General features: G+C 55.4%; 31 protein-coding genes. 27 read left to right on the plus strand and 4 right to left on the minus strand.

Annotation, left to right across the window (positions count from 1 at the left end):
* Nucleotides 1–35 precede the first annotated feature (35 nt).
* Entirely contained in the window at nucleotides 36–755 is a 720-nt protein-coding gene (locus NMD08_RS27925; protein ID WP_370620261.1) for a ParA family protein, read from the minus strand.
* Between the two features lie 187 nt (nucleotides 756–942).
* Complete coding sequence (locus NMD08_RS27930) at nucleotides 943–1143, minus strand: hypothetical protein (RefSeq protein WP_025760324.1); 201 nt, start codon at nucleotides 1141–1143, stop codon at nucleotides 943–945.
* Between the two features lie 500 nt (nucleotides 1144–1643).
* Here NMD08_RS27930 and NMD08_RS27935 point away from each other — a divergent pair, with 500 nt between their 5' ends.
* From NMD08_RS27935 to NMD08_RS27955, 5 genes are all read left to right on the plus strand, one after another.
* Nucleotides 1644–2321 (plus strand): DNA methylase, encoded by a 678-nt coding sequence (locus NMD08_RS27935; RefSeq protein WP_045911951.1) that lies wholly within the window; start codon nucleotides 1644–1646, stop codon nucleotides 2319–2321.
* Entirely contained in the window at nucleotides 2321–2542 is a 222-nt protein-coding gene (locus NMD08_RS27940; RefSeq protein ID WP_025760322.1) for a hypothetical protein, read from the plus strand. The genes NMD08_RS27935 and NMD08_RS27940 overlap by 1 nt, the downstream gene beginning before the upstream one ends.
* A 10-nt stretch (nucleotides 2543–2552) precedes the next feature.
* Entirely contained in the window at nucleotides 2553–2972 is a 420-nt protein-coding gene (locus NMD08_RS27945) for a DUF1380 family protein (RefSeq protein WP_025760321.1), read from the plus strand.
* Between the two features lie 53 nt (nucleotides 2973–3025).
* Nucleotides 3026–3808 (plus strand): hypothetical protein, encoded by a 783-nt coding sequence (locus tag NMD08_RS27950; protein WP_025760320.1) that lies wholly within the window; start codon nucleotides 3026–3028, stop codon nucleotides 3806–3808.
* A gap of 406 nt (nucleotides 3809–4214) precedes the next feature.
* Entirely contained in the window at nucleotides 4215–4721 is a 507-nt protein-coding gene (locus tag NMD08_RS27955) for an antirestriction protein ArdA (protein WP_025760319.1), read from the plus strand.
* Here NMD08_RS27955 and NMD08_RS27960 read toward each other — a convergent pair.
* Entirely contained in the window at nucleotides 4711–5133 is a 423-nt protein-coding gene (locus NMD08_RS27960) for a hypothetical protein (RefSeq protein WP_170919872.1), read from the minus strand. The two genes, NMD08_RS27955 and NMD08_RS27960, sit on opposite strands and share 11 nt — an antisense overlap.
* Nucleotides 5134–5539: 406 nt before the next feature.
* Here NMD08_RS27960 and NMD08_RS27965 point away from each other — a divergent pair, with 406 nt between their 5' ends.
* The 12 genes from NMD08_RS27965 to NMD08_RS28020 all read left to right on the plus strand — a co-directional run bounded on the left by NMD08_RS27965 (nucleotide 5540) and on the right by NMD08_RS28020 (nucleotide 13822).
* Entirely contained in the window at nucleotides 5540–5770 is a 231-nt protein-coding gene (locus NMD08_RS27965; protein WP_025760392.1) for a DUF905 domain-containing protein, read from the plus strand.
* A gap of 72 nt (nucleotides 5771–5842) precedes the next feature.
* A complete protein-coding gene (locus tag NMD08_RS27970) occupies nucleotides 5843–7852 on the plus strand; it encodes a ParB/RepB/Spo0J family partition protein (protein ID WP_045911936.1) in 2010 nt (669 codons plus the stop codon).
* 49 nt (nucleotides 7853–7901) lie between these two features.
* The gene (gene psiB / locus NMD08_RS27975; protein ID WP_045911935.1) at nucleotides 7902–8333 is read left to right on the plus strand and encodes a conjugation system SOS inhibitor PsiB; all 432 of its coding nucleotides are present in this window, start codon (nucleotides 7902–7904) and stop codon (nucleotides 8331–8333) included.
* On the plus strand, nucleotides 8330–9058 hold the full coding sequence (locus NMD08_RS27980; RefSeq protein ID WP_059498665.1) for a plasmid SOS inhibition protein A: 729 nt from the start codon (nucleotides 8330–8332) through the stop codon (nucleotides 9056–9058). The genes psiB (NMD08_RS27975) and NMD08_RS27980 overlap by 4 nt, the downstream gene beginning before the upstream one ends.
* Nucleotides 9055–9378: a hypothetical protein gene (locus NMD08_RS27985; RefSeq protein WP_025760337.1), complete on the plus strand. Its 324-nt coding sequence runs from the start codon at nucleotides 9055–9057 to the stop codon at nucleotides 9376–9378. The genes NMD08_RS27980 and NMD08_RS27985 overlap by 4 nt, the downstream gene beginning before the upstream one ends.
* A 54-nt stretch (nucleotides 9379–9432) precedes the next feature.
* On the plus strand, nucleotides 9433–9915 hold the full coding sequence (psiB, locus tag NMD08_RS27990) for a conjugation system SOS inhibitor PsiB (RefSeq protein WP_181715034.1): 483 nt from the start codon (nucleotides 9433–9435) through the stop codon (nucleotides 9913–9915).
* A 422-nt stretch (nucleotides 9916–10337) separates the two neighbouring features.
* Nucleotides 10338–10712: a hypothetical protein gene (locus NMD08_RS27995; RefSeq protein WP_008324180.1), complete on the plus strand. Its 375-nt coding sequence runs from the start codon at nucleotides 10338–10340 to the stop codon at nucleotides 10710–10712.
* Nucleotides 10713–10765: 53 nt separating this feature from the next.
* Nucleotides 10766–11053 (plus strand): hypothetical protein, encoded by a 288-nt coding sequence (locus tag NMD08_RS28000; RefSeq protein WP_032672744.1) that lies wholly within the window; start codon nucleotides 10766–10768, stop codon nucleotides 11051–11053.
* A 46-nt stretch (nucleotides 11054–11099) separates the two neighbouring features.
* Nucleotides 11100–11444 (plus strand): hypothetical protein, encoded by a 345-nt coding sequence (locus NMD08_RS28005; protein WP_008324177.1) that lies wholly within the window; start codon nucleotides 11100–11102, stop codon nucleotides 11442–11444.
* An 85-nt stretch (nucleotides 11445–11529) separates the two neighbouring features.
* The gene (locus tag NMD08_RS28010; RefSeq protein ID WP_008324174.1) at nucleotides 11530–11793 is read left to right on the plus strand and encodes a hypothetical protein; all 264 of its coding nucleotides are present in this window, start codon (nucleotides 11530–11532) and stop codon (nucleotides 11791–11793) included.
* A gap of 156 nt (nucleotides 11794–11949) precedes the next feature.
* Nucleotides 11950–12666: an N-6 DNA methylase gene (locus NMD08_RS28015; protein WP_370459825.1), complete on the plus strand. Its 717-nt coding sequence runs from the start codon at nucleotides 11950–11952 to the stop codon at nucleotides 12664–12666.
* 625 nt (nucleotides 12667–13291) lie between these two features.
* Complete coding sequence (locus tag NMD08_RS28020) at nucleotides 13292–13822, plus strand: antirestriction protein (protein ID WP_025760339.1); 531 nt, start codon at nucleotides 13292–13294, stop codon at nucleotides 13820–13822.
* Between the two features lie 46 nt (nucleotides 13823–13868).
* On the opposite strand, the gene NMD08_RS28025 is transcribed toward NMD08_RS28020, so the two are convergent.
* Nucleotides 13869–14345: a transglycosylase SLT domain-containing protein gene (locus NMD08_RS28025; RefSeq protein ID WP_045911933.1), complete on the minus strand. Its 477-nt coding sequence runs from the start codon at nucleotides 14343–14345 to the stop codon at nucleotides 13869–13871.
* 431 nt (nucleotides 14346–14776) lie between these two features.
* Between NMD08_RS28025 and traM the strand changes: the two genes are divergently transcribed.
* The 10 genes from traM to NMD08_RS28075 all read left to right on the plus strand — a co-directional run bounded on the left by traM (nucleotide 14777) and on the right by NMD08_RS28075 (nucleotide 20818).
* On the plus strand, nucleotides 14777–15169 hold the full coding sequence (traM, locus tag NMD08_RS28030; RefSeq protein ID WP_008324167.1) for a conjugal transfer relaxosome DNA-binding protein TraM: 393 nt from the start codon (nucleotides 14777–14779) through the stop codon (nucleotides 15167–15169).
* A gap of 188 nt (nucleotides 15170–15357) precedes the next feature.
* A complete protein-coding gene (locus NMD08_RS28035; RefSeq protein WP_045911932.1) occupies nucleotides 15358–16047 on the plus strand; it encodes a hypothetical protein in 690 nt (229 codons plus the stop codon).
* 86 nt (nucleotides 16048–16133) lie between these two features.
* A complete protein-coding gene (locus NMD08_RS28040; protein ID WP_008324165.1) occupies nucleotides 16134–16358 on the plus strand; it encodes a TraY domain-containing protein in 225 nt (74 codons plus the stop codon).
* A gap of 57 nt (nucleotides 16359–16415) precedes the next feature.
* Complete coding sequence (gene traA, locus NMD08_RS28045) at nucleotides 16416–16766, plus strand: type IV conjugative transfer system pilin TraA (protein WP_045379450.1); 351 nt, start codon at nucleotides 16416–16418, stop codon at nucleotides 16764–16766.
* 149 nt (nucleotides 16767–16915) lie between these two features.
* The gene (gene traL, locus NMD08_RS28050) at nucleotides 16916–17221 is read left to right on the plus strand and encodes a type IV conjugative transfer system protein TraL (RefSeq protein ID WP_045911931.1); all 306 of its coding nucleotides are present in this window, start codon (nucleotides 16916–16918) and stop codon (nucleotides 17219–17221) included.
* Nucleotides 17222–17235: 14 nt separating this feature from the next.
* The gene (gene traE, locus NMD08_RS28055) at nucleotides 17236–17802 is read left to right on the plus strand and encodes a type IV conjugative transfer system protein TraE (protein WP_025759824.1); all 567 of its coding nucleotides are present in this window, start codon (nucleotides 17236–17238) and stop codon (nucleotides 17800–17802) included.
* Nucleotides 17789–18532 (plus strand): type-F conjugative transfer system secretin TraK, encoded by a 744-nt coding sequence (gene traK / locus NMD08_RS28060; protein ID WP_045911930.1) that lies wholly within the window; start codon nucleotides 17789–17791, stop codon nucleotides 18530–18532. Before traE ends, traK begins: the two co-directional genes overlap by 14 nt.
* Nucleotides 18519–19913 (plus strand): F-type conjugal transfer pilus assembly protein TraB, encoded by a 1395-nt coding sequence (gene traB / locus NMD08_RS28065; protein ID WP_045911929.1) that lies wholly within the window; start codon nucleotides 18519–18521, stop codon nucleotides 19911–19913. Before traK ends, traB begins: the two co-directional genes overlap by 14 nt.
* 21 nt (nucleotides 19914–19934) lie before the next feature.
* Nucleotides 19935–20474, plus strand: coding sequence for a type IV conjugative transfer system lipoprotein TraV (traV, locus tag NMD08_RS28070; protein WP_025759821.1), 540 nt, complete (start codon nucleotides 19935–19937; stop codon nucleotides 20472–20474).
* 119 nt (nucleotides 20475–20593) lie between these two features.
* Entirely contained in the window at nucleotides 20594–20818 is a 225-nt protein-coding gene (locus NMD08_RS28075) for a TraR/DksA C4-type zinc finger protein (protein WP_025759820.1), read from the plus strand.
* Nucleotides 20819–20821: the final 3 nt, after the last annotated feature.

Raw genomic sequence — 20821 nt, forward strand, 5'->3', positions numbered from 1 at the left:
GGACGCAGGCAACCTGTGCCTGGGAGATGTTCTCATCAGCCCGGATACGGGTTTCCGTAGTTATCACGGGTTCGCTCGTTGGAAGCCAGTTGCTCATGAAGATAGGTGTTCATCTTCTTCTTGGCACCATTGTACTCATTGCGGAATACGCTGAACCGGGTAAAGCGGGTTTCACGTATCTCATCGAGATAGTCCAGTACAACATCCAGCCCGGTCAGAGCAAAGCTGCCGCCATCAACGGGAATAAGCACATGGTCCGCGGTATAGGCAGCGTTCGTGGTGGACAGGTTCAGACCTGGAGAACAGTCGATGAGGATATAATCGAATTTATCCATCACCGACTGCAGATGGCGGGACAGTATTTTTTCCCGATGGTGCCGGGTCAGGCAGTTTTCCATGACGCGTTCAAACGACGGATCTGACGGAATGATATAAAGGTTATCGATCACCTCTTCACCACTGACGGCCGGGATAATTGCATCAAAAATACTGAAGCGCGGGTTGTTATATAAATCGCAGATGGTGTGGCCATACTGCGCGTAGTATTTTTTCCCGTTAGCCATCACCTCAGTCGAGTTGGCCTGCTGGTCTCCGTCGATAAGCAATACCCGACGCCCGGCATGTGCGAGGCTCATGGCGAGGTTGGTGATCGTGGAGGTTTTACCGGCACCACCCTTGTTATTCATGATGGCAATGATGCGGGCCACGGTGTTAACCAGCGGTGTCAGCTGAGATTGCACTGGAATTTCAGACATGAGAACTCCTCTCTCAATGAAATACAGGTGTATTACGTTTGCGACAATAGAGTATCGCCGTGTGTGATTACTATAGCATTACAAATGTAATACACAAGTATTTTTACTGAATTACGCAAGTATTCCATTTCATGCGTCAGATCCTTGACGACTGAGGGCAGCACGGGGTGTATCAGCAGCGCTGTTTTCAATGCCGGGAAATATCGCTGACGTTCTCTTCAGGCGGTGAGGCGCGACCTGGTGCATTGAATGTGATGGTGATGATTTTTCTGGCCAGCCCCTCATCGGAAAGGGCATCATCCACACTGACATCACGAATCAGTGGACTTTCCTCTTCTATATGTTGGGCAATATCCCGCAGCCACTCTGCCAGCATTTCTCTGTCCATCTTTCTCCGCTCCGGTTTTTTACAGTCAGCATCAACATACCACACCAGGAAAAGTGAAGTCTGCGTGGTGTGGTTAAAAGATAACCGTTTTGTCAGGCGTGCTGTCATCCGTGCTGGTAGCGACCTGCGCAGAATACCCTCACTTTATACACAGGATTGCCCACCGAAATTGTGGACAGCAACGATGAAAATACGATGTCGCTGCGCTCCTCATTAATACCGCTCTGCTGTGAACGCCGTGCCGCTACTGTAGCCGGGCCGCTTCGAATGCAAGGGTTCGCTACGCCGGTGTCCTCACCCGGTCGCAGTTAATTTCAAAGGCATTACCCGCTGTCTTCCCGTCGTTTTCCGTCTCAATTTTCGCCGTCAAACCGTCCAGCCAGCGTGGGCTTTTTCACTGCGCTGCGGCTTGCGGCACCGCCCCTGCATTCTCCGCTTTTCGCCCGGCTGTCGTATCGGCACGGCGTAACTGGCGCCGCATTTGAGAAAGGAGAACTACCATGTCCCGATTTATCCAGGGTAATTGCGTCCATATCATGTCCGGCTTTCCGGATAATGCTGTCGATTTCATACTGACTGACCCGCCATATCTCGTCGGTTTTCGTGACCGTCAGGGGCGTACCATCGCCGGCGATAAAACCGATGAATGGCTGCAACCCGCCTGCCATGAGATGTATCGTGTGCTGAAAAAAGACGCGCTGATGGTGAGCTTCTACGGCTGGAACCGCGTCGATCGCTTTATGGCCGCGTGGAAAAAGGCCGGGTTCAGCGTCGTCGGCCACCTGGTGTTTACCAAAACCTACTCGTCCAAATCCGCGTATGTCGGCTACCGCCACGAATGCGCCTATATCCTGGCGAAAGGCCGTCCGCCCCTGCCGCAGAATCCGCTGCCGGACGTGCTGGGCTGGAAGTATTCCGGCAACCGCCACCACCCGACCGAAAAACCCGTGACCAGCCTGCAACCGCTGATTGAGTCTTTCACACATCCCGGCGCGATAGTCATGGACCCGTTTGCCGGCAGCGGTTCCACCTGCGTAGCGGCGCTCCAGTCTGGCCGTCGCTACATCGGTATCGAACTGCTTGAGCAGTACCACCGGGCCGGGCAGCAGCGTCTGGCCGCCGTCCGGCGCGCCATGCAGTACCCGGCCGCTAACGACGAGTTCCCGGAGGCCGCGTAATGAACTATGCAGGACACGAAAAACTCCGCGCAGAAGTGGCGGAAGTCGCCAACAACATGTGTGACCTGCGGGCGACGCTGAACGGGATGGAGCACAGCTATCGCTTTGACTCCGATGTGCTGGCCGAACGCCTGACCCGTCAGACCCTTTTTCGCATCAATGCCCTGTTTATGGCGGCGTACAACGAAATTCTTGAGCTGGATGCCTGCTTTAAGGACTAAGGAGAAAAACATGTACGGAACCTGTAAAACCCTCTGCCGCTTGTTGCGTGAGCAGTATCCCGCAGAAACCCCTTTGAACCTCATTGTCTGGTCCCCGGCGGATATCGAAGCGCTGGCCGACGGAATGGAATATGCCGTTTCGAAACAGGACACAAGGGCGGTACTGGCGCGTATGGACGCCATACCGGAAGAACAACGGCTTGAGTCGGGCGTGTCTGCCAGTGCGGTGATGGATCTGATTGAACAGGTGAAACAGGCCGTTCCGGCGGTAATGGTGCCGGCTGACCTGCTAGAAACCCTGCTGATAACCGCTGAACAGGCGTTGTGGCACAGAGAATGGTCCGCCCGGGATGAGAACCATCCGGTGCCGGAAAGCGTGACCCGTCGCCTGGCTGATGCGGCGAAAGTTCGCGCCTTAATGAAAAACTGAAATCTGCACGCCGCCCGGGCGGCGTGTACTGAACCCGTTCAGAGGAACCCACTATGCAGGAAATCACCACGTTAACCGCCCTTATCATGCGCCGTGCGCGCGATTTGATTGCTGATTATGGATGGCCTGACCATACCGATGTTGATCAGCGTGATCCGGTCAATAAACCGGGATGGATAAGTATTTATGTCCGTCTGGATGCGGCAAATATTGCTCATCTGCTTCCTTTGCTTTGTACCGGTGACGTACCCGCAGAGCTGCAAAGTGCCATGACAAAAATAGCCGGGACGCCAGCGCAGATTATTTTATCCGGCAGCCGTTATGCCGACGCGCCGCAGCTTCCGGAGAACGGAACACAGATAGCGTTCCCCTGGGCCGGGGAATGGCTGACGGAGCCGGAGATTCAGGCTGTAACGGATTGCCTGTCCCGCGCCGTGCGGGATGTCTCCCGGCAGGTATGGGAGGATGCGCGCCGGATAAAAGCGGCGCTGACCACGCGCGGGGAAACGCTGTTTTATCGCCAGACCCGAAACTTCCGTCTGGTTGTGAAGGAAAACGATATGCCCTGCTGGCTGGACGACGATGATGACAATTTACCGGTGGTGCTCGATGCCATCCTGAACAAAGAGGCACGCTACAGCAGCGTCGAGTTCTTTGTTATCAGCGACAAAGTTGATCAAATCCTGGCATGTGGCCAGATGTGCGATGTGCTGCGTATTCCTGGCGAGCCCCCGCGCCGGTGGATGGATTTAACCCTGTTACATGAGGTCATGGCAGAAGCGCGTGCAGAAATCAGTCTTGTCCGCAATGCCCTGTCAGCAATCCGGCCAGTATAGCGAACAGCAGGGGGCGGCGGCACCCTGAATCAACATCGAAGGATAAGGATGTCGCCGGCTCCACTTTTATGGCTCTTCCTCCACGTTGTTCCGGCTTCGCGGTGAGTAACGCCCCGTGCGGACTGCGGCTTACGCCGTGCCTCTACTGTAGCCGGGCCGCGGCTGATGCAAGGGAAGCGTAAACGCCGTCACCTTCACCCGGTCGCAGTGTATTTCAACGGCATTATCCGCCGTCTTCCCGTCGTTTTCCGGCTCATTTTTCGCCGTCAAACCGTCCAGCCTGCTCCTGCTTTTTTACTGCGCTGCGGCCTCGGTGACGCCCTTGCATCCTCCGCTTTTCGCCCGGCTGTCGTGTCGGCACGGCGTAAGCCGGAACTCAGACAACATCGACTATGGAGGATTTTTTATGAGCACTACGATCACCACACCTGCGGTTTACGTTGGCACCTACCATAAATACAACTGCGGCAGCATTTTCGGCAAATGGTTTGATCTGACGGAGTTTGACGGCAGGGAGGATTTTTACGAGGCCTGTAAGGCGCTGCATGCCGATGAATGGGATGCCGAATTTATGTTCCAGGACTGCGAGGGCATCCCTTCGCAGTTCGTCTCTGAAAGCTCCATTGACTGGGATTTTATCGCCGCTTACAAACGTGCCGAAGAAGAGGGCAGGGAGACCGCGTTTATCGCCTGGGCAGAGTATACGGGCGAGTGTGACTATGACGCGTTTGACGATGCGTATCGCGGCGAGGCGGAGAGCGAGGAGGACTATGCGCGTGAAATGGCTGAAGACAACGGCCTGCTGAATGAGGTGCCGGAGCCGCTGCGCAGCTATTTCGATTTTGAAGCCTGGGCGCGTGACCTGTTCAGCAGCGGTTATGTATTCCATGACGGCTACGTCTTCAGCAACTGATTTTCCCCGGCAGGCGGTTCAGCCGCCTGTCAGCCCGCGCGGAAAACCAGGCAGGCTCTGCCTGCCGGCGAAGTTCGCCGCGCCTGCGGCGCCGCGCATCTCCGCCAGTGCCTGATGCTCCTGTGGTGTCAGGGGATGAATATTGGTGTGCTGCAGCTGGACGGCGATATTTCTGTTCTGGCGATAATGCCTGCGTTGCCGTTGCCGTTGCCGTTGCCGTTGCCGTTGCCGTTAGCAATAGTGGCCATACCGATGGCGTACTGGCTGATATCTCTGTCCTGTCGGTTTTTCTTCCTGTTGTGTCTGCCTGTGGGCGACTTCCCTGACGGGAACCGGCGCTGTCGTAAACGGAGCCGGTAAACCGTCTCCGCCCTGTCGGGCTTCCATCGCACTGTCGCAGGTTTAACATCACGCTTGCGGCATCCGTCTACGGATGCGCCGCTCTCACCAGCCCGGCGGTAATGCTGCCGGGCCTCTTCGGGGCAACGCCGTTTCGCGCCCGCGCGTTCCGTCGTTGCGGCGGGTTCCTGCTCATTCCTTGCCTGGTTTTTTCACCCTTTTGAGTCCTTTCGCCGGGGCTGAGACAAGCACAGCCGCTGTCAGCTGTCCAGGGTAAATGGCACGCGGTAAACCGCGCCCCGGACATCCGCCATCGCCCGCGCTGGTTTACGCCCCTGCGGCGAACGGCTCTCAAACGGGTGAAGGTAACAACCATCGGGGCGTTCAGCAGGTCCCCGCAAAACGTCAAAACCGCGGCCCCGGCAACTCAACGGGTGATGGTTTTTTAAAAGCAAAACAGGTTCAGAAGGAGGAGCAACATGAGCGAGGCGCTGGCGGTTTTACCCGACGACACCTTTACCCGCGAACAGGCTGAGGCCGTTGCGTCACAGTACACCAACGTGGCGATAGAGGACGATCAGGGGGCGCATTTTCGCCTGGTTGTCCGTAAGGACGGTGAAATGGTCTGGCGCACGTGGAACTTTGAGCCGGGCGGCACGTACTGGCTCAACCGTTATATCGCGGACTACGGTATCCGCAAGCCGCAGTAAGAAAGAGGTGCCCTGCCGGAGCGCGAACTCCGCAGGGCCAGACAATCATCAATATCCAGTGAGGTATCAACTATGTCAGTAACCGATGTTAAAGCAAAAGCACCCAAAAAAGCGAGCAGCAAAAAAATCACGAAGGCGCAGGAAGAAGCCCTGAAAGCCGCCCTTGAGGCCGCTGTCATCGAGTATGTTCCGCTGTCCAGTCTCGCTAAATCCCCGCTGAACGTGCGCACCATCCCGTATTCCGTGGACAGCGTTCGCGGTCTGGCTGACTCCATCGAGGCGCTCGGACTGCTGCAGAACCTTATTGTTCACACCCTCGCGGACGGACAATCCGGCGTGGCCGCAGGTGGCCGCCGACTGACTGCCCTGAATCTGCTGGCGCAGGAAGATCGTCTTGCGGCCGATCATACCGTCATGGTGAAGCGCGTCTCAGACGACATTGCCGCCCTCGCCTCGGTTGCCGAGAACGAGCAGCGCGCCGCCATGCATCCCGCCGAGCAAATCGCAGGTTTCCGTACGCTGGCAGGGCAGGGCAAAACTCCCGCACAGATTGGCGACGCCCTCGGCTTCGGCTCCCGCCACGTGCAGCGCATGCTGAAGCTGGCAAACCTCGCCCCGTCCCTGATGGATAAGCTCGCGCAGGACGAACTGACCGTTGAGCAGTGTCAGGCGCTCTGTCTCGAGGACGATCCTGCCCGTCAGGTTGAGGTATTTGAAAGCGTGAAGGCCAGCTGGTCGAACGCGCCCGCACACCTGATTAAACGCGCCATTACCGAAACCGAGATGCGCACCGACAACACCAAATTCCGGTTTATCGGGCGCGAAGCGTATGAGGCGGCAGGGGGTTACGTTCGTGAAGATCTGTTCAGCCAGGACGAGGGCGACGGCACGGCAGACAGCGTGCTGGTTGAGCGTCTGGTGCAGGAGAAGCTGGAGCGTATCGCCCTGGACATTCAGCAGCGTGAGGGCTGGGCATGGAGTCGCGGACGCGCAGCCCGCATCTGGTACCACGGCGAAGACGGTAAGGAGTTCGTTCAGCCTGTTGAACCCGATCCGGTGTATACCCCTGAACAACAGCAGCGTCTTGATGCGCTGCGGGAGCAGTACGACACATATGACAGCGTTTGCGACGAGTCGGATGCGATCGAAGCGGACATCCTCGCCATTCAGGTGGCGGCAGAAGTCAGCGCGTGGACTGACGACATGAAGTCAGGCGCGGGGGTGATGGTCAGCCTGTACGAAGGACAGGTGTACGTGCAGCGCGGAGTTCGCCTGAAAGCAGATATGCCGGAAGAAACCGAAACCAGCAGCGTAACGGTGCCGTTCACCTCACGCCAGCCCGACGCCGCAGAGGGGATCAGTGTTCCGCTGCTCACGAAAATGACCTCCGAGCGTACGCTGGCAGTCCAGGCGGCGCTGATGCAGCAGCCCGAAAAGGCGGTGGCGCTGATGGTCTGGCGCATGTGTACCTGCGTCTTCTCGGGCTGTCTGACCACGGCGCACCCGTTCCGTATCAGCCTCACCGTGTCTCACGGCAGCCTGACGGAGAACGCCCCGTCCGGTAAGGATGGCGCAGCGTTTGAGATGCTCATGACCGAACAGGCAAGGCTGAAAGCCCTGCTGCCGGAAGGGTGGGAGAAGGACTTCACCACCTTCTTTGCCCTTGACGGCGGGGTGTTGATGTCGCTGATGGCCTTCTGCACGGCCTGTTCCGTTGACGGGGTACAGACCCGCGATATGGGGCATACCTCCCGAAGTCCACTCGATGCGGTCGAGGCGGCAATCGGGTTCCATCTGCGCGACTGGTGGCAGCCGACGAAGGACAACTACTTCGGCAGCCTGAAACATCCGCAGATTGTGGCCTCCCTGAAAGAGGCGGGGCTGACGGGCGCGGCGGGTGATGCGGAGAAGATGAAGAAGGGCGATGCAGCAGCGCATGCGGAGCACTTTATGCAGCACACCCGCTGGGTTCCGGCATGGCTGAAAGGACCAGAGCCAGCGGCTGAATCCGGTGCTGACGACGCGGTTTCCGATACCGACAGCACTGACAACGACACCACCAACACGGCACACGCCGCCTGATAACGGAGAGCCGCCCTTGTGTGAACAGGGCGGCAATAAGGAGATATCCATGCGCACTATTCTTACCCCCGATGTACTGAAAACGATGTCCTGTGATGAGTTTGAGGACTGGCGGGACAGCGGCGAAGACTTTCGCCGCGAACTGACCCACGCCGTTATGCGTGACCTGTCCTGCCCTGAGAACTGGGATGTAAACGGCGAGTACCGCAGCGAGTTCGGTGGCTTCTTCCCCGTGCAGGTGCGCTTTACGCCCCCGCACGGCAACTACCATATTGCCGTGTGCAGTCCAGGTGCCATCAGTCCGGCGTGGATGGTGGTGTTCGTGCCCGCCAGCGGTCGCCCGTTCTCCGTCATTCGTACCCTGAGCGGCTACCAGCCGGAGCTTGTCAGCCACACCATCAGCCTGACGGCGCGTCTCGATGCGGACGGATACAGTCAGGCCAGCATCATCAGCATTCTGGCAGCGGAGGGCGCGGTATGATCCCTTCACATCTCTCTCTGGTTCCCTTCAGTCATGAGCGACGCGCCGCGATGGAAGCCATCGCCGAGGTTGAGCGCAGGCGGTCTCGCGGCTCGCTGTCTGCGGCGTACCCATATGCCAGCGCCTTTTTTCGCCGGCTCACGGGCAGCACGCGCATCACCATCAGGGAAATCCATTATTTTGCGCCGGTGCTGACGGCGCGGGAGCTGCGGGGCTGCAGGGACAGCTGGCTCAGTGCCATCGATGCCCTGATTGAAAGTCGCGGGACGCGTTGCTGGCTGCCGCTTCCCGTTGGTGCGGGCCAGCGCCTCTTTCCGGCGGTGGCCTTTCAGCAGACCGAGCGGGTTCGCTGTCAGGACGCCCTGCGGGATGAAAAATACACCCGCCAGCGGCACAAAGAACGGTGTCAGCGTGAGCGGGCGTACCAGGCGCTGGCGGGGCAGGCGGAGATTGAGCTGGCATTCCATACGCCGGAAACGGTCAGCAGCTGGAGCGCTCGCTGGTCGGGGACTGAACTGCGCCAGTACGACCTGGAGGAGATGTTCTGGCGCTGGAGCGAGCGTTTCCCGTCACTGGCGCCAGTGGAGCGCTGGATGACGGAGAGCCAGCCTTTCTGGACGGTGATGGCTGAAACGGATGCGCTGGCGCGGGAAAGCACTGAGTCTGTCAGGCAGCTGGAGCGCTGGATGGTACCCAACAAGCTGACCGCGTGGAGTCAGGTATGAAGTGGCGTTACTCGCTGCGCTGGAAGCGTCCCGGTCCCTGTCCCGGTGAACCTGAGCTGGCGTCAGAAGTGGTGGAGGCAGGGAAGCCCGCCCCTGAGTCCGTGATGTCACTGTGGGTGGCCGGAGCCGGATATGCTGTCTGCGTTGATTTTCTGTGTGACAGACAGATCAGACGCTGGACCGACGAGCGCAAGGCGGCAACCCGTCGGCGGAATCTGGAGCGCCGTGTTAACAGGATTGCGCCGCTGTTTGCTGATGAACTCATCGGGCGGGAACTGGCGGCGCGACCGGACTATTATCGCGGAAAGTCTCACCGGTGATTTTTGTTATTATCCCCTTCAAATCTTCGGGTCTGCAGGGGCCGGAGAGCAGTCGTGGTCTGCAGCCATAAAAGGAGGCTGGTTCTGAATAAAGGACTGACATTATCGGCGCTGATTGCCATGACGCCGGAGGATTATGAGCAGTTTCGCTCTGATGGCTGGTCTTCTCGTAAGGTGCTGACGCAGGCCGTGCTGCGTGAGTTGCTTTTGCCGGAGGGCTGGGTGGTTTCACCCGAGAATCACACTGAATACGGTGGCGTATGGCCCGTTAGCCTGCGGTATGTTCCACCGCATGGCAGACACTGGTTCATGCTGACCAGCCCCGGCGAAGTCTGTGACCACTGGATGCTGTTGCTTCAGTCAGCCAGCGGACAGCGGATTAAATGTCTGCTCAGAATGCCGGTACTGGATACCTTTCTGATAAACAGCCTGCTGCTGCGGGCTGATGTGCTGGATAAAAAGCGGTATACGCTGGCGGGTCTGGCTAATGAACTGGCTGTTTTCACCGAAACGGCAACACACGGGCGTCGTCCCTGACGGGACACGGCTGTCGTGAACAGAGCCAGCAAGCTGTCTCTGCCCTGCGGGCGTCCATCCTGACGCAACGTCAACCCCTGCGCTTGCTGCGTCCGTAAACGGACGCGCCGCTTCACCCTGTCGGCGGTAAAACTGCCGACAGTCCTCTGACGCCCCGTCGTTCCGCCGTGTCGGGTGTGTTCATCCTCTCCCCGTACCTCTGGCGAGCCCTCTCCCGTTAAGTCCCCGGGCGGAGGGCTTGTCGTAGCACCGTCGTGTCGTCATCCGAAGGGTGAAATGCACTCCGCCAAAACTTTTTGCGAGGGACCGCAAAAACTTTAGTCTCCGCCCTTCTCCTGCCGCCCCGCCGTTGCTCCTTTGCCCTTTGCCGCCAGGGAACTCACCGAGAGATGGATAAACCACCAGACAGGAGGAAAAGCAGGATGAACACACAGAACGTCAACGTCAAAACCGCCACCAAAGAATCTTCCGAAAGATGGGTGAAAACCTCGTCCCTGCGTACTGATGGCTTTGTGCGCAATATCCATTCCCGTAACCCGTTCGATGTTATTCGCGCGGACGTGGTGCTGGCCCGTATGGAAATACAGGCTAACCGGGGATGTGGCCTGCACTACGAGATTTATGAGTCCCGTCTGCTGGGTATGGCTATGCATTACCTGGCAGAACTGCCACTGAAAGACCGTCCGGCGTTTATGGGGGCGGCAGCGAAACGGGGTTACATGCTGACGACTGCGGAAGAAGAACGTGCCGATGGTGAATGTGCTGACCTGATGATCGAGCTGGCGGCGGATTACTGATTACTTAACCGGCTGGCGGCAGGGGATGCCGCCAGTCACACCGGAGAAACATTATGAGCAACAGCAACACGAACAGTACGTTCAGCTTTGACGCATGGGAGAAAAGCGCGCTCAGCGAACTTGATACCCTGCAAAACCACGTCAGTAAAGCCCTGATGAAGTACCAGAGCAATACGGACAAAACGGCGCTGGGCGAGTCTGCAAACCGCTATATGGGCGAACTCAGAACCGCTGTCACGCGCATCCTGAAAGCCACGCCAGCTATTCAGCAGAAAGTCGACGGGATTGCCGACATGCTGCACCTGATGGCGCATTTTTCCGGCATCACGTTCGACGAATAACCACCACGGCGAAATATCAACGCCATTAACCAGAAGGAGATAAACCATGCACTTAAATCTGACCGAATCCTGCGCTGAAGCGGGTATTTATGCGACCAGTGAGGCCGAACGCGCGTACTGGCTGAGCCGCGAAAAGTCATATCTGACCGCGTCCGTCGAAATCGACGTACACGCCTTCCATGATGCGCTGGGGCTGATGTACCCGATGAACTGGCGCAGCAGTCAGAACGGCGAGTGTGAAACCTTCATGCTGGCGGAAATGGTCTGCGGCAATGTGACCGAAATCTACGCGCGGATCGGTATCCGTTATTACCGGATGCGCGACTACAGCAACCTTGACCACGCGGAGATTCTGGCACGCGTTAAGGAGGGAGTGCAGCGCCAGAAATGAAAAAGGCAGACTTTCGTCTGCCATATCCCGCCGGATTTACCCGCTTGCAACGATTAATCCGGCCTTCACCAAAAGGAACAAACCAATGCAATTCAGTGAAGTTTCGATTGTTACACCGACCGCCCTGTATGTCCAGATGCTTGAGGCGGAAAACGCACCCGTAAAAAAACAGGTGCGTATTAAACGCAGTGATATCGACCGTGACGACATCAGCGCCGAAATGCGGGCGCTGGGCCGTCACATAGCGCACTGCCGGAAGAAGGGGCGCGCCGTTCGTATTCCTGCCATGCGCGGGAGTGAGTGGGGGCAGGTGTTACGCACGCTCGAACTGAAGCGGGCATTTAACTGATAACTGAGCCGCTCCTTACGGGGCGGCATTTAAGGAGGAAATATGTCTCAACTCAGTTTTGCCAGCTTCTTTGATCAGGCGAGAGAAGCCGCACCCTTAACACCCGCTAAACCCGTATTGCCCACCGTGAATGCGCAGCCGATACCGCACCGGATGATGACAATCGACCAGGCCCGCCGCCAGTTTATCAGCATGTTCAGGGATACCGCCCGCAGCCTGCGCCGCTGGGAGGTGTTCAGCGACTTTATCACGCTGGCCGCCAGCGAGCTGGATATGGCGCGGATAAGAACGCCGGAGAATATTGAGCAGAGCCGCAAAATCTGCGCGAAGTACAGCGAGAGCGATATCAGCAACCTGCATACGCTTTTCTGCCTGATGGTCTGCGCGCTGGAGGCGAAATTTCACGACTTTCTCGGCGCGATCTTCATGGAGCTTGAGCTGGGCGACGACCGGAACGGGCAGTATTTCACGCCGTATCACGTCCAGTCACTGCTGGCGAGGCTGCTGATGCCGGACGTCGACGAAACGATACGCCGTGAGGGATTCGTTACCGTAAGCGATCCGGCAAGCGGTGCGGCGGGAATGATTGTGGCGTATGCGGAATATCTGCTGGAGGCGGGCTATAACCCGTCTGAACATATGTTCGGAAGCTGCATCGATATTGATCCTGTTGCGGCCGATATGGCGTTTATTCAGCTTTCCCTGCTGGGTATTCCTGCCGAGGTGGTGACGGGCAACACGCTCACAATGCAGCTTAACAGGGTTCGCTACACGCCCGTGTACTATATCAACAACTTTGAAAAACGCCTGGAAGACCAGCGCCGGGTGAGTGCCATGCGCGAATTTTTGCGCGGGCTGAATAAAGCCGCATAGCCAGCCTGAAGGGCAGGGGAATACCCTGCCTTTCGTGGCATCAAGGGCCGCGCGCCTGCGGCGCAGAATAAGCAGGCTGCGCTGACGCGCTGCCTGCATTATTCCGGCGCGTGGTAGTCTGAAGTTCCTGTCTTTTGGTCAGGTGGTTAATATTCCTCATTCTCCTGCTGGCGATGGTCTTTATTATTCTGCCGCTGATATGGATATTATCCTTTCTTTTCCGGGCGTCGTCCCTGAAGGGACACGGCTGTCGTGAACGGAGCCGGTAAACCGTCTCCCCCTTCGGGCATCCATCCTGACGCAAATTCAAATTCACGCTTGCTGCATCCAGAATGGATGCGCCGCTTTCACCGTGGCGGTAATAAATTACCTCCACTCTGAAGCCCGTAACGGTAATTCGTCTTACGCCGATTTTCCGTTACGGGATGTGTGCATTCTCCTGGTGTGACTGTCGCCCGATTTCATCAGTTCGCGGAGGGCTGCTTTTAGCATCAGCCAGTAAGGAAATAAAGGGGTATATAAACGCTGCGCGCCCCTTTATTTCCTTACTGTCAGCTGCTCATTGCCCTTCGCCGCTCAGTGATGAAGTCGAACGATGTAATAACCCAATGAGGAGAAAACCAGAATGCACACATTAAACGTCAAAACCGCCACTCGTGAATCAGCCGAACAATTTAAAGTTGATAAACGCCAGCGCTACTCTGTTACAGATGGTGATGAACGTCTGGATTTTATTCCTGCGCTCTTTTTTACGCCTTCTGCTGATAACATGATTGCCAGCTGGTTACGTCAGCATTCAGATTATGATGGTGGTTTCTGGCGTTACTGGATTATTCCGCAGGGCACCGGAGGAAACGTGGCTCCGAACTGTGTCAGATTCACAACCGCGCAAACAGGATATATCGCACCGGAAGGAGAACAGCGCTATAACATGGTTATTCCCGGTAATTACTTTAAAGCAGAGGTCAGTGCCGATGCTGCCGGAATTATTGCTACACTGATGATCATGAACTGGTTGTCCTGGCAGGTTGCAGATATGTGGCCTGAATATTCGAAAGTCTGTAAACACCTCGTCGCTCGTCAGGATGCACTGAAAGACTACATCAGTATCATAAAACACCCTGAAGCAGGTTTAATTTATCGGGCTATTGATTGAAGACATAAATACTGGATGAATAAAAAGACCTCCTGTTGAGGTCTTTTTACTGTTTTGCAAGAGTCTGCGCTGCATTTTTATTATTCTTTATCGCCCGATATGTTGCCTCAATTTTTCTGGCATAGACATATCTTCTCTGCGCCTGTTCTTCTGTTTTCCTGAAACCTGCATTATAAGCGCCCACGGCCTGCCAGCTGACTCCCCACTTTTTGAATGCAATTGCAAGATAGTAAGCCCCGGTGTAGATATTCATACACGGATCGGAAATAAGGTGCTCCGGTTTTATTCCATAACGAGCCAGTTCGTTAAAGTGCTGGGAGTCCACCTGCATAAGTCCGGAGCCAAAACCCGAAACAGGATTGTAGCCTTTTACGTCTGTGCGGAAGTTCGATTCATTCCAGGAGATTGCCCGAAGCAGATCCGGATCTATATGATAATCCCTTCCTGCCAGATCAAAACAATCAGCAGCGTTCAACATTCCAGAAAAAGCCAGCGTTAAAAACGTAAGAGCAATCCGTTTCATTTCTTCCCTCCGGGCACCATGCCGGAAATACGTTAACCCATCCCATACCCAGACTCAACTAATATGCACTCCTCACCACCAAAAGCACCACACCCCACGCAAAATTAAAATTTTGCTGATTGGCTCTTTAAATCATGCAGTTAGAGAAAAAGTAATGTGAAATAATTTATTTTAATGTGTGTAAACAACTCGGTAGTGAGTTTTATTCGACTCGTTAAAAACTCTACTCAGAGTCATTTGTGACTATTTTTAATAAATCCATTGAGTTATGACTACGGCGAGTCTATATTCGAGTCGTAAATTTTTACAGTGTGTGTCGGCATGCAAGTCGTCTGTTTCCTGGCAGAGAGTCTGTGCCGAGTCGTGCATTTTTAGCTTTTCAAAATATTCTGTTGTACAGAAGTTTTGGAAATATAAATGAGGAGAAAATTATGGCCAGAGTCCAGGTCTATGTAAGCGATGAAGTTTCAGAGAAAATAAGAGTAATCGCTGAAAAACGTCGCGCTGAAGGAGCGAGAGATAAAGATGTAAGTTTTTCAAGCATTGCATCAATGCTGGTCGAACTTGGTCTTCGGGTCTATGAAGCGCAAATGGAAAGAAAAGAGTCTTCCTTTAATCAGGCGCTCTATAATAAAACTATCCTTGAAAATGTAATGAAAACTCAATTTATTGTCAGCAAGCTGCTGGCGATGGAGTCGCTGAGTCCACATCTCGCAGGAAATGAAAAATTTGATTTCAGGGATATGGTTACGTGTATACGTGAAGATGTGCAACAGATTGTTGAAAAATTCTTCCCACAGGAGGAAGAGTCTCAAGATAATTAGCTGAAAATGTTTGATAAATAGGATTTAGATCTGCTGTTTTTGAGTGACTTTGTCGTCAGTAATTGATATATTTTATGCAGACATAAGTAAAATTTGATGCCCGCCATTCAATTTGGTGGGTCGCCGGTACACCGGGCTAGACCCCCGGGTGTACCGACTATACACAGAAACCTTCAGAGGAGGCTTCAATGCACCCGCGCGATCCTAGAGATCTCTCCGAACCAAGTCAATCATTAGATGATATTGTGAAGCGTTTTGATGCGCTTTATAAGTGCTCGCCTTTGCCTTTTTGCATTCGAGATCAATCCAGAAACACCATATATAAAAACGATGCATATTTAGATTTCTTCCACCCATTATCTAAGTGTTTTTCAGGTGTCAGTTTTGATCCTGATGAAGTTGAGCTTGATTTGTCGACAATTGAGTTAGAGGCCTTTGTTATGGGGCCGGACACAGCTATTTGTAGAACTTTTAATTTGAATGGTGAGTTTTACCAGTTACGTGTTGAAATTCGCATTCTAAATAAAGAATTATATGCTTTCTGGTTTATTAATTACTTCCCGGATTATCAAGCTTTATTCAATGCTTCGAATAGGATAAAAAATGATGACTTTGATTTTGATATTTTCCTTTCGGGGTTGACAAATAAGAAAATGATTACGTTGTGTTTTTCAATTCTTGGCTTTCAACTTCATACAATGGCGCAATATTTAGGTGTTTCTGAAAAAGCAATTTCAAGCAGACTTTCTAGTGTGAAGAATGAACTTGCAAAATATTTTACTGATTATGATGACTTCAGATTCTACTGCATGAGAATGGACGTATACAGAAAGGTGAGAATGGTTGTCCTTAAAGTTTTGAATGTTAAATTTATGTAAAAAATATAGTGGAATTTTTCGCGTATTGAATAAATTGTATTCAATGTGTCACTATCCTGACGCAGGAATATGTTGAGAGGGAAAACATGATTAGACGTCACAGGCTTCGTGGCCCAACGGTAACTATGTCGATCTACCTTGACCCACAAACCGATCTTCTTATTTTGAAGGCGAAGGACAGAAGTGGTCGTTCTAAATCAGCTGAAGCGCTGATTCGGTTACGTGACCACCTGGAAAAATTCCCTGATTTCTATAACTCTGAAATGGCGGAGGTGATCCCAAACAATCTTGAACCCAAGTCACAAAACTAGTTTTTTAGGATTTTTATTTCAACAAATCTATCCGGTGTAATTAAAGGATTAATGAATATGACTGATGTGTCTGTTATTAACGCTGTACCCGCGACCTCTGCAAAGAAAAAATTCAGCAAAGTCGCGTTACTCAAAGCGCTGAAGTTTGCCCTGCCTGTCGCAGCCCTTGCTGCGTTTTTCCCTGAAACGGTTCTTGCCTCGACTGCGGGTAAAGATCTGATGTCCAGCGGCGATGCAACCGTTAAAGGAACATTTGGTAAAGATTCCAGCGTGGTTAAGTGGGTTATTCTTGCCGAAGTTCTGGTGGGCGCCGTGATGTATATGACGACCAAGAACCTCAAGTTCCTGGCGGGCTTTGCGATCCTGTCCGTATTCGTCACGGTAGGTATGTCTGTCGCAGGATACTGATTTCCAGCAACAGCCGTTCAGAGCCACTTCCGACTATTAAATTCCGGTTTAATTCTGAATGCCCTTCACGAGCATTCACGGGAGGGCTTTGCCTGTAATCCGGCTGGCAGGTATTTCCTACTGCCAGCTGTACCGGAGACGGAACATATATGGCAGATGAATCTCTCAAAAAATATCGCTTTCCCGAAACCCTGACGAATCAGAGCCGCTGGTTTGGCCTTCCTGTGGATGAACTTATTCCGGCCATTATCTGCCTGGGGTGGGGATTCTGGACCCAGCATTATATTCCCGGAATTATCGCTGCCGTACTGGCCTATCTCGGAATTAAAAAGCTCAAGAAAGGGCGGGGCAGTTCATGGCTGCGGGACCTGGTCTACTGGTATATGCCGACCTCACTGCTGAGGGGGATTTTTCATGATGTACCCGACTCATGCTACCGCCAGTGGATTAAATAGACAGGAATAATCAGATGGAACACGGAGCACGATTAAGTACACAGCGGGTTATTGCCATCGGCTTTATTGCCATGGGGGTGGTTATTCTGGGAAGTATCACCACCAATGTTATTCAGGCCGTCAACAACTACCGTCTTCAGAATGAGCAGAAGTCTATCGTCACGCCAATGCTTTTCAACGCGCCGTTTGCCGTGTCGCAGAACCAGGCGGATGCCTCCTACCTGCAGCAGATGGCCCTGTCGCTTATCGCCCTTCGCCTGAATGTTACCCCGGAAACCGTTGATGCCTCTCATGAGCAGCTGCTGGCCTATGTCAAACCCGCAGCGCAGAACGAGCTGAAAATCCGGCTTGCTGAGGATGCGAAGCGCATTAAGGACAACAACGTTAACTCGTCTTTCTATATGACCAGCGTGAAGGTTTATCCGGCAAGCAGCCGCGTGGACGTGCGGGGCCAGCTGAAGACCTGGATAGGCGACTCGAAACCGTATCCCGAGCTGAAACAGTACGTTCTCAAGTTCGAGCGTGAGGACGGCATCAGCTGGCTCAGTCACTTCGGAGAAATCACCGATGAACAAAAATAGTCGCCGTGCGCTGCTGGCGTTGCTGATGCTCGCTTCCGGTCAGACGGTCGCCGCACCCGCTGCGCTCTCTGCCACGATTGTTCCACTGACGAACGGCGGACAGGCCAGCATCGCGGTCAGCAACACCGACCCGAACCTTTTCACGGTCGCAGGTGACCGCGTGACGGCCCTGACCAGCCTCGACGGTGAGCTGACGCGCCAGGAACAAACGGCAAGCGGCGGTGTGATTGTCAGCACCCTCAACAAGAAGCCTTTCACGTTTATTCTGGAAACCGAACGCGGCCTCAACTTCTCGGTACAGGCTGTGCCGCGTGCGGGCGCGGGGCGAACCATCCGGCTGGTCAGCGAGCTATCCGGTACGGGCGAAGCGGCGCGCACCTGGGAAGAGTCCTCCCCCTACGAGGCCACGCTGGTTTCCCTGAGCCAGCATCTGCTGGGCGGGCAGCTTCCGTCCGGCTGGCAGGCCATTCCCGTCACACATGAATCCCTCAACGCTCCCGCCGGACTATCAGCAGTCCCGGAGCGCGTCTGGGTGGGCAATCACCTTAAGGTGGTGCGCTATCGCGTCACCAACAATACCGGAATGGCTCGCAACATTGCGGAAAGCGACTTCTGGCAGAGCGGCATTCGCGGAGTGCTATTCGGGGAAGCCTCGCGTCAGCTGATGGCGGGTGGCGCCCTGCAGGTCTTCATTATCAGCAGCGGAGGTGCGGCTGATGGCCAGCATTAATTCAGTGGTGAAGCGCAAGCAGTTTATCTGGCTGGGTATCGTGCTGGCGACCGTGGGCGTGGTGGGCGGCGGCGGCTGGTATCTGGCGGATGCACGCTACGAGGGCAGCAGCGATGCGGCAGCCGCCGACGAGCCTGCGCCCGATATGACCGGCGTGGTGGACAGCACCTTTGACCAGAAGGTGCAGCAGCATGCCACGACCGAGATGCAGGCTACCGCCTCCGAAATGCAGAAGCAGTATGCCGAAATGCGCCGCGAGCTTGAGCTGCTCAGCAAGGGGCAGGCAGGCTACCAGCACCAGATTGACAAGCTTAACCAGGACAATGCGGCGCTTTCCGCTCAGGTCAGCGCGCTGGGGGCGAAACCCGTCACCGCATCGGGCGAGCCGGCCCCGCAGCCGCCAGTGCCTGCGCCGGGGCCTGAAGGTGAGCCGCAGCCGACCGGTTTCCCGCCGCAGACGGGGGCCGTCCCGCCGCCGACCGCGTTCTATCCGGGTAACGGCGTCACGCCGCCGGCGCAGGTACAGTACCAGCCCATTCCCGTACCCAACCAGCTGCGCCGGCAGTCTTTTGCCCGCAGCGACGAGAGCAAAGGTCCGTCCCTGCCGTACATCCCGTCGGGCAGCTTCGCCAAATCGATGCTGATTGAGGGGGCTGATGCCAACGCCTCCGTAACCGGTAACGAGTCCACGGTGCCGATGCAGCTGCGCATTACGGGCAGGGTGGAAATGCCCAACAGCAAAAGCTACGACCTGACCGGCTGCTTCATTGGGCTTGAGGCCTGGGGCGACGTGTCCAGCGAACGCGCCATCGTACGCACCCGCAACATCAGCTGCCTGAAGCACGGCGTCACCATCGACCAGCCCATTGCCGGACACGTGAGCTTCCGGGGTAAAAACGGCATCAAGGGCGAAGTGGTGATGCGAAACGGCAAAATCCTCGGCTGGGCATGGGGTGCGGGTTTTGTTGACGGCATCGGTCAGGGGGTGCAGACCGCGTCCCAGCCTTCGGTCGGACTCGGCGCCACGGCATCCCTCGGCGCGGGTGACGTGATGAAGATGGGGATTGGCGGAGGCGCCTCCAAAGCCGCCCAGACCCTCAGCGACTACTACATCAAGCGCGCAGAGCAGTACCACCCCGTCATTCCTATTGGGGCGGGTAACGAAGTGACCGTTGTCTTTCAGGACGGTTTTCAGCTGAAAACCATTGAAGAGCTGGCGCACGAGAATGACAGAAGCAAAGCGGAGGGCAGCGACCGCAGTCCGGTTCCGCCGCCGTCAGTCCCGCAGGGCGGCATGAACGGGTTCAGTACCGACCAGATGCTCAACCAGCTGGGCAGGCTTAACCAGAGCCAGTTTATGCCGAAGGCCGACTCACAATAACCCCACGTAAAGGAACCGCAAATGAACAAGACAGTGCCTGTTGCGCTCACGCTGGCCAGTCTCCTGACGCTGTCGGGATGTGCCGGTACAACGAGCGATTTTGAGTGTAACGCGACGACATCCGACACCTGCATGACCATCGAGCAGGCCAATGAGAAAGCCAAGCGACTGGAGGAGGCCAGCACGGTAAAGCCGGGTGCGACATCGCTGCCACGCCTGGCTGAGGGTAATTTCCGGACCCGGTCCGTGCAGCCCCTCACGCTGGCGGCTGAACCGGTGCATGCCGTCGCATCCAGAAATACACCGCTGACGGGCGCGCCAACTCTCCCCCGCCCGCAGCCGCACTCAGCCTCACGGGCGCCGCTCTCCACGGTCACGCCGGTTATTGCGCCGCCGCCAGGGCGCGAGTCCATCGTGGACCCGAGGCCGCTTCGCGTCGGTGAAAAGACGGCCGGGCTGTGGATCGCGCCCTATATCGATACGCAGGACGTTTATCACCAGCCGACGCGGGTGTTTTTTGTTGTGAAACCCTCAGCGTGGGGAACCCCGCGCGTTAACTGAATCCTGAACCGCCACCGCGTGTGGCGCCCATTTTAACAATCTGTCGTTATCACGCGTGCCCTGAAACGTGAAAAGGGATGGGCGGTAGCGTGTCCGGACAGTGTGAGCAGGGAGCGTTGATGGCAGACGAACTCGATCTCCTGCAGGAGCAGGACGAATTGCTGAACCAGCTTCATATACAGGCCGCGAGGCAGCGGTCCTGCCTGGAGGGCAAAAGCCGTAAACGGTGCGAATGCTGTGGCAATCGCATCCCCCTCAGGCGGCAGCAGGCCATCCCGGGCGTACGTACCTGTACGGAATGCCAGCGGGCTTTTGAAATACGACAAAAACAGTATCTGAGGTGACCG

The sequence above is a fragment of the Citrobacter meridianamericanus genome (assembly GCF_041320245.1).
GTDB classification, from domain to species: Bacteria; Pseudomonadota; Gammaproteobacteria; order Enterobacterales; family Enterobacteriaceae; genus Citrobacter; species Citrobacter meridianamericanus.

Bases quoted from the DNA above. Each gene is read 5' to 3' on its own strand.
- NMD08_RS28020 (WP_025760339.1), top strand. From the start codon at position 13,292: ATGCACACATTAAACGTCAAAACCGCCACTCGTGAATCAGCCGAACAA.
- traB (WP_045911929.1), top strand. From the start codon at position 18,519: ATGGCCAGCATTAATTCAGTGGTGAAGCGCAAGCAGTTTATCTGGCTG.
- traE (WP_025759824.1), top strand. From the start codon at position 17,236: ATGGAACACGGAGCACGATTAAGTACACAGCGGGTTATTGCCATCGGC.
- NMD08_RS27935 (WP_045911951.1), top strand. From the start codon at position 1,644: ATGTCCCGATTTATCCAGGGTAATTGCGTCCATATCATGTCCGGCTTT.
- NMD08_RS28040 (WP_008324165.1), top strand. From the start codon at position 16,134: ATGATTAGACGTCACAGGCTTCGTGGCCCAACGGTAACTATGTCGATC.
- NMD08_RS27945 (WP_025760321.1), top strand. From the start codon at position 2,553: ATGTACGGAACCTGTAAAACCCTCTGCCGCTTGTTGCGTGAGCAGTAT.
- NMD08_RS27995 (WP_008324180.1), top strand. From the start codon at position 10,338: ATGAACACACAGAACGTCAACGTCAAAACCGCCACCAAAGAATCTTCC.
- NMD08_RS28075 (WP_025759820.1), top strand. From the start codon at position 20,594: ATGGCAGACGAACTCGATCTCCTGCAGGAGCAGGACGAATTGCTGAAC.
- NMD08_RS27950 (WP_025760320.1), top strand. From the start codon at position 3,026: ATGCAGGAAATCACCACGTTAACCGCCCTTATCATGCGCCGTGCGCGC.
- traL (WP_045911931.1), top strand. From the start codon at position 16,916: ATGGCAGATGAATCTCTCAAAAAATATCGCTTTCCCGAAACCCTGACG.
- NMD08_RS27940 (WP_025760322.1), top strand. From the start codon at position 2,321: ATGAACTATGCAGGACACGAAAAACTCCGCGCAGAAGTGGCGGAAGTC.
- NMD08_RS27985 (WP_025760337.1), top strand. From the start codon at position 9,055: ATGAAGTGGCGTTACTCGCTGCGCTGGAAGCGTCCCGGTCCCTGTCCC.
- NMD08_RS27930 (WP_025760324.1), bottom strand. From the start codon at position 1,143: ATGGACAGAGAAATGCTGGCAGAGTGGCTGCGGGATATTGCCCAACAT.
- NMD08_RS27980 (WP_059498665.1), top strand. From the start codon at position 8,330: ATGATCCCTTCACATCTCTCTCTGGTTCCCTTCAGTCATGAGCGACGC.
- NMD08_RS28000 (WP_032672744.1), top strand. From the start codon at position 10,766: ATGAGCAACAGCAACACGAACAGTACGTTCAGCTTTGACGCATGGGAG.
- psiB (WP_045911935.1), top strand. From the start codon at position 7,902: ATGCGCACTATTCTTACCCCCGATGTACTGAAAACGATGTCCTGTGAT.
- NMD08_RS28005 (WP_008324177.1), top strand. From the start codon at position 11,100: ATGCACTTAAATCTGACCGAATCCTGCGCTGAAGCGGGTATTTATGCG.
- NMD08_RS27970 (WP_045911936.1), top strand. From the start codon at position 5,843: ATGTCAGTAACCGATGTTAAAGCAAAAGCACCCAAAAAAGCGAGCAGC.
- traK (WP_045911930.1), top strand. From the start codon at position 17,789: ATGAACAAAAATAGTCGCCGTGCGCTGCTGGCGTTGCTGATGCTCGCT.
- traM (WP_008324167.1), top strand. From the start codon at position 14,777: ATGGCCAGAGTCCAGGTCTATGTAAGCGATGAAGTTTCAGAGAAAATA.
- NMD08_RS28010 (WP_008324174.1), top strand. From the start codon at position 11,530: ATGCAATTCAGTGAAGTTTCGATTGTTACACCGACCGCCCTGTATGTC.
- NMD08_RS27965 (WP_025760392.1), top strand. From the start codon at position 5,540: ATGAGCGAGGCGCTGGCGGTTTTACCCGACGACACCTTTACCCGCGAA.
- NMD08_RS27925 (WP_370620261.1), bottom strand. From the start codon at position 755: ATGTCTGAAATTCCAGTGCAATCTCAGCTGACACCGCTGGTTAACACC.
- NMD08_RS28015 (WP_370459825.1), top strand. From the start codon at position 11,950: ATGACAATCGACCAGGCCCGCCGCCAGTTTATCAGCATGTTCAGGGAT.
- NMD08_RS27955 (WP_025760319.1), top strand. From the start codon at position 4,215: ATGAGCACTACGATCACCACACCTGCGGTTTACGTTGGCACCTACCAT.
- NMD08_RS28035 (WP_045911932.1), top strand. From the start codon at position 15,358: ATGCACCCGCGCGATCCTAGAGATCTCTCCGAACCAAGTCAATCATTA.
- traV (WP_025759821.1), top strand. From the start codon at position 19,935: ATGAACAAGACAGTGCCTGTTGCGCTCACGCTGGCCAGTCTCCTGACG.
- traA (WP_045379450.1), top strand. From the start codon at position 16,416: ATGACTGATGTGTCTGTTATTAACGCTGTACCCGCGACCTCTGCAAAG.
- NMD08_RS28025 (WP_045911933.1), bottom strand. From the start codon at position 14,345: ATGAAACGGATTGCTCTTACGTTTTTAACGCTGGCTTTTTCTGGAATG.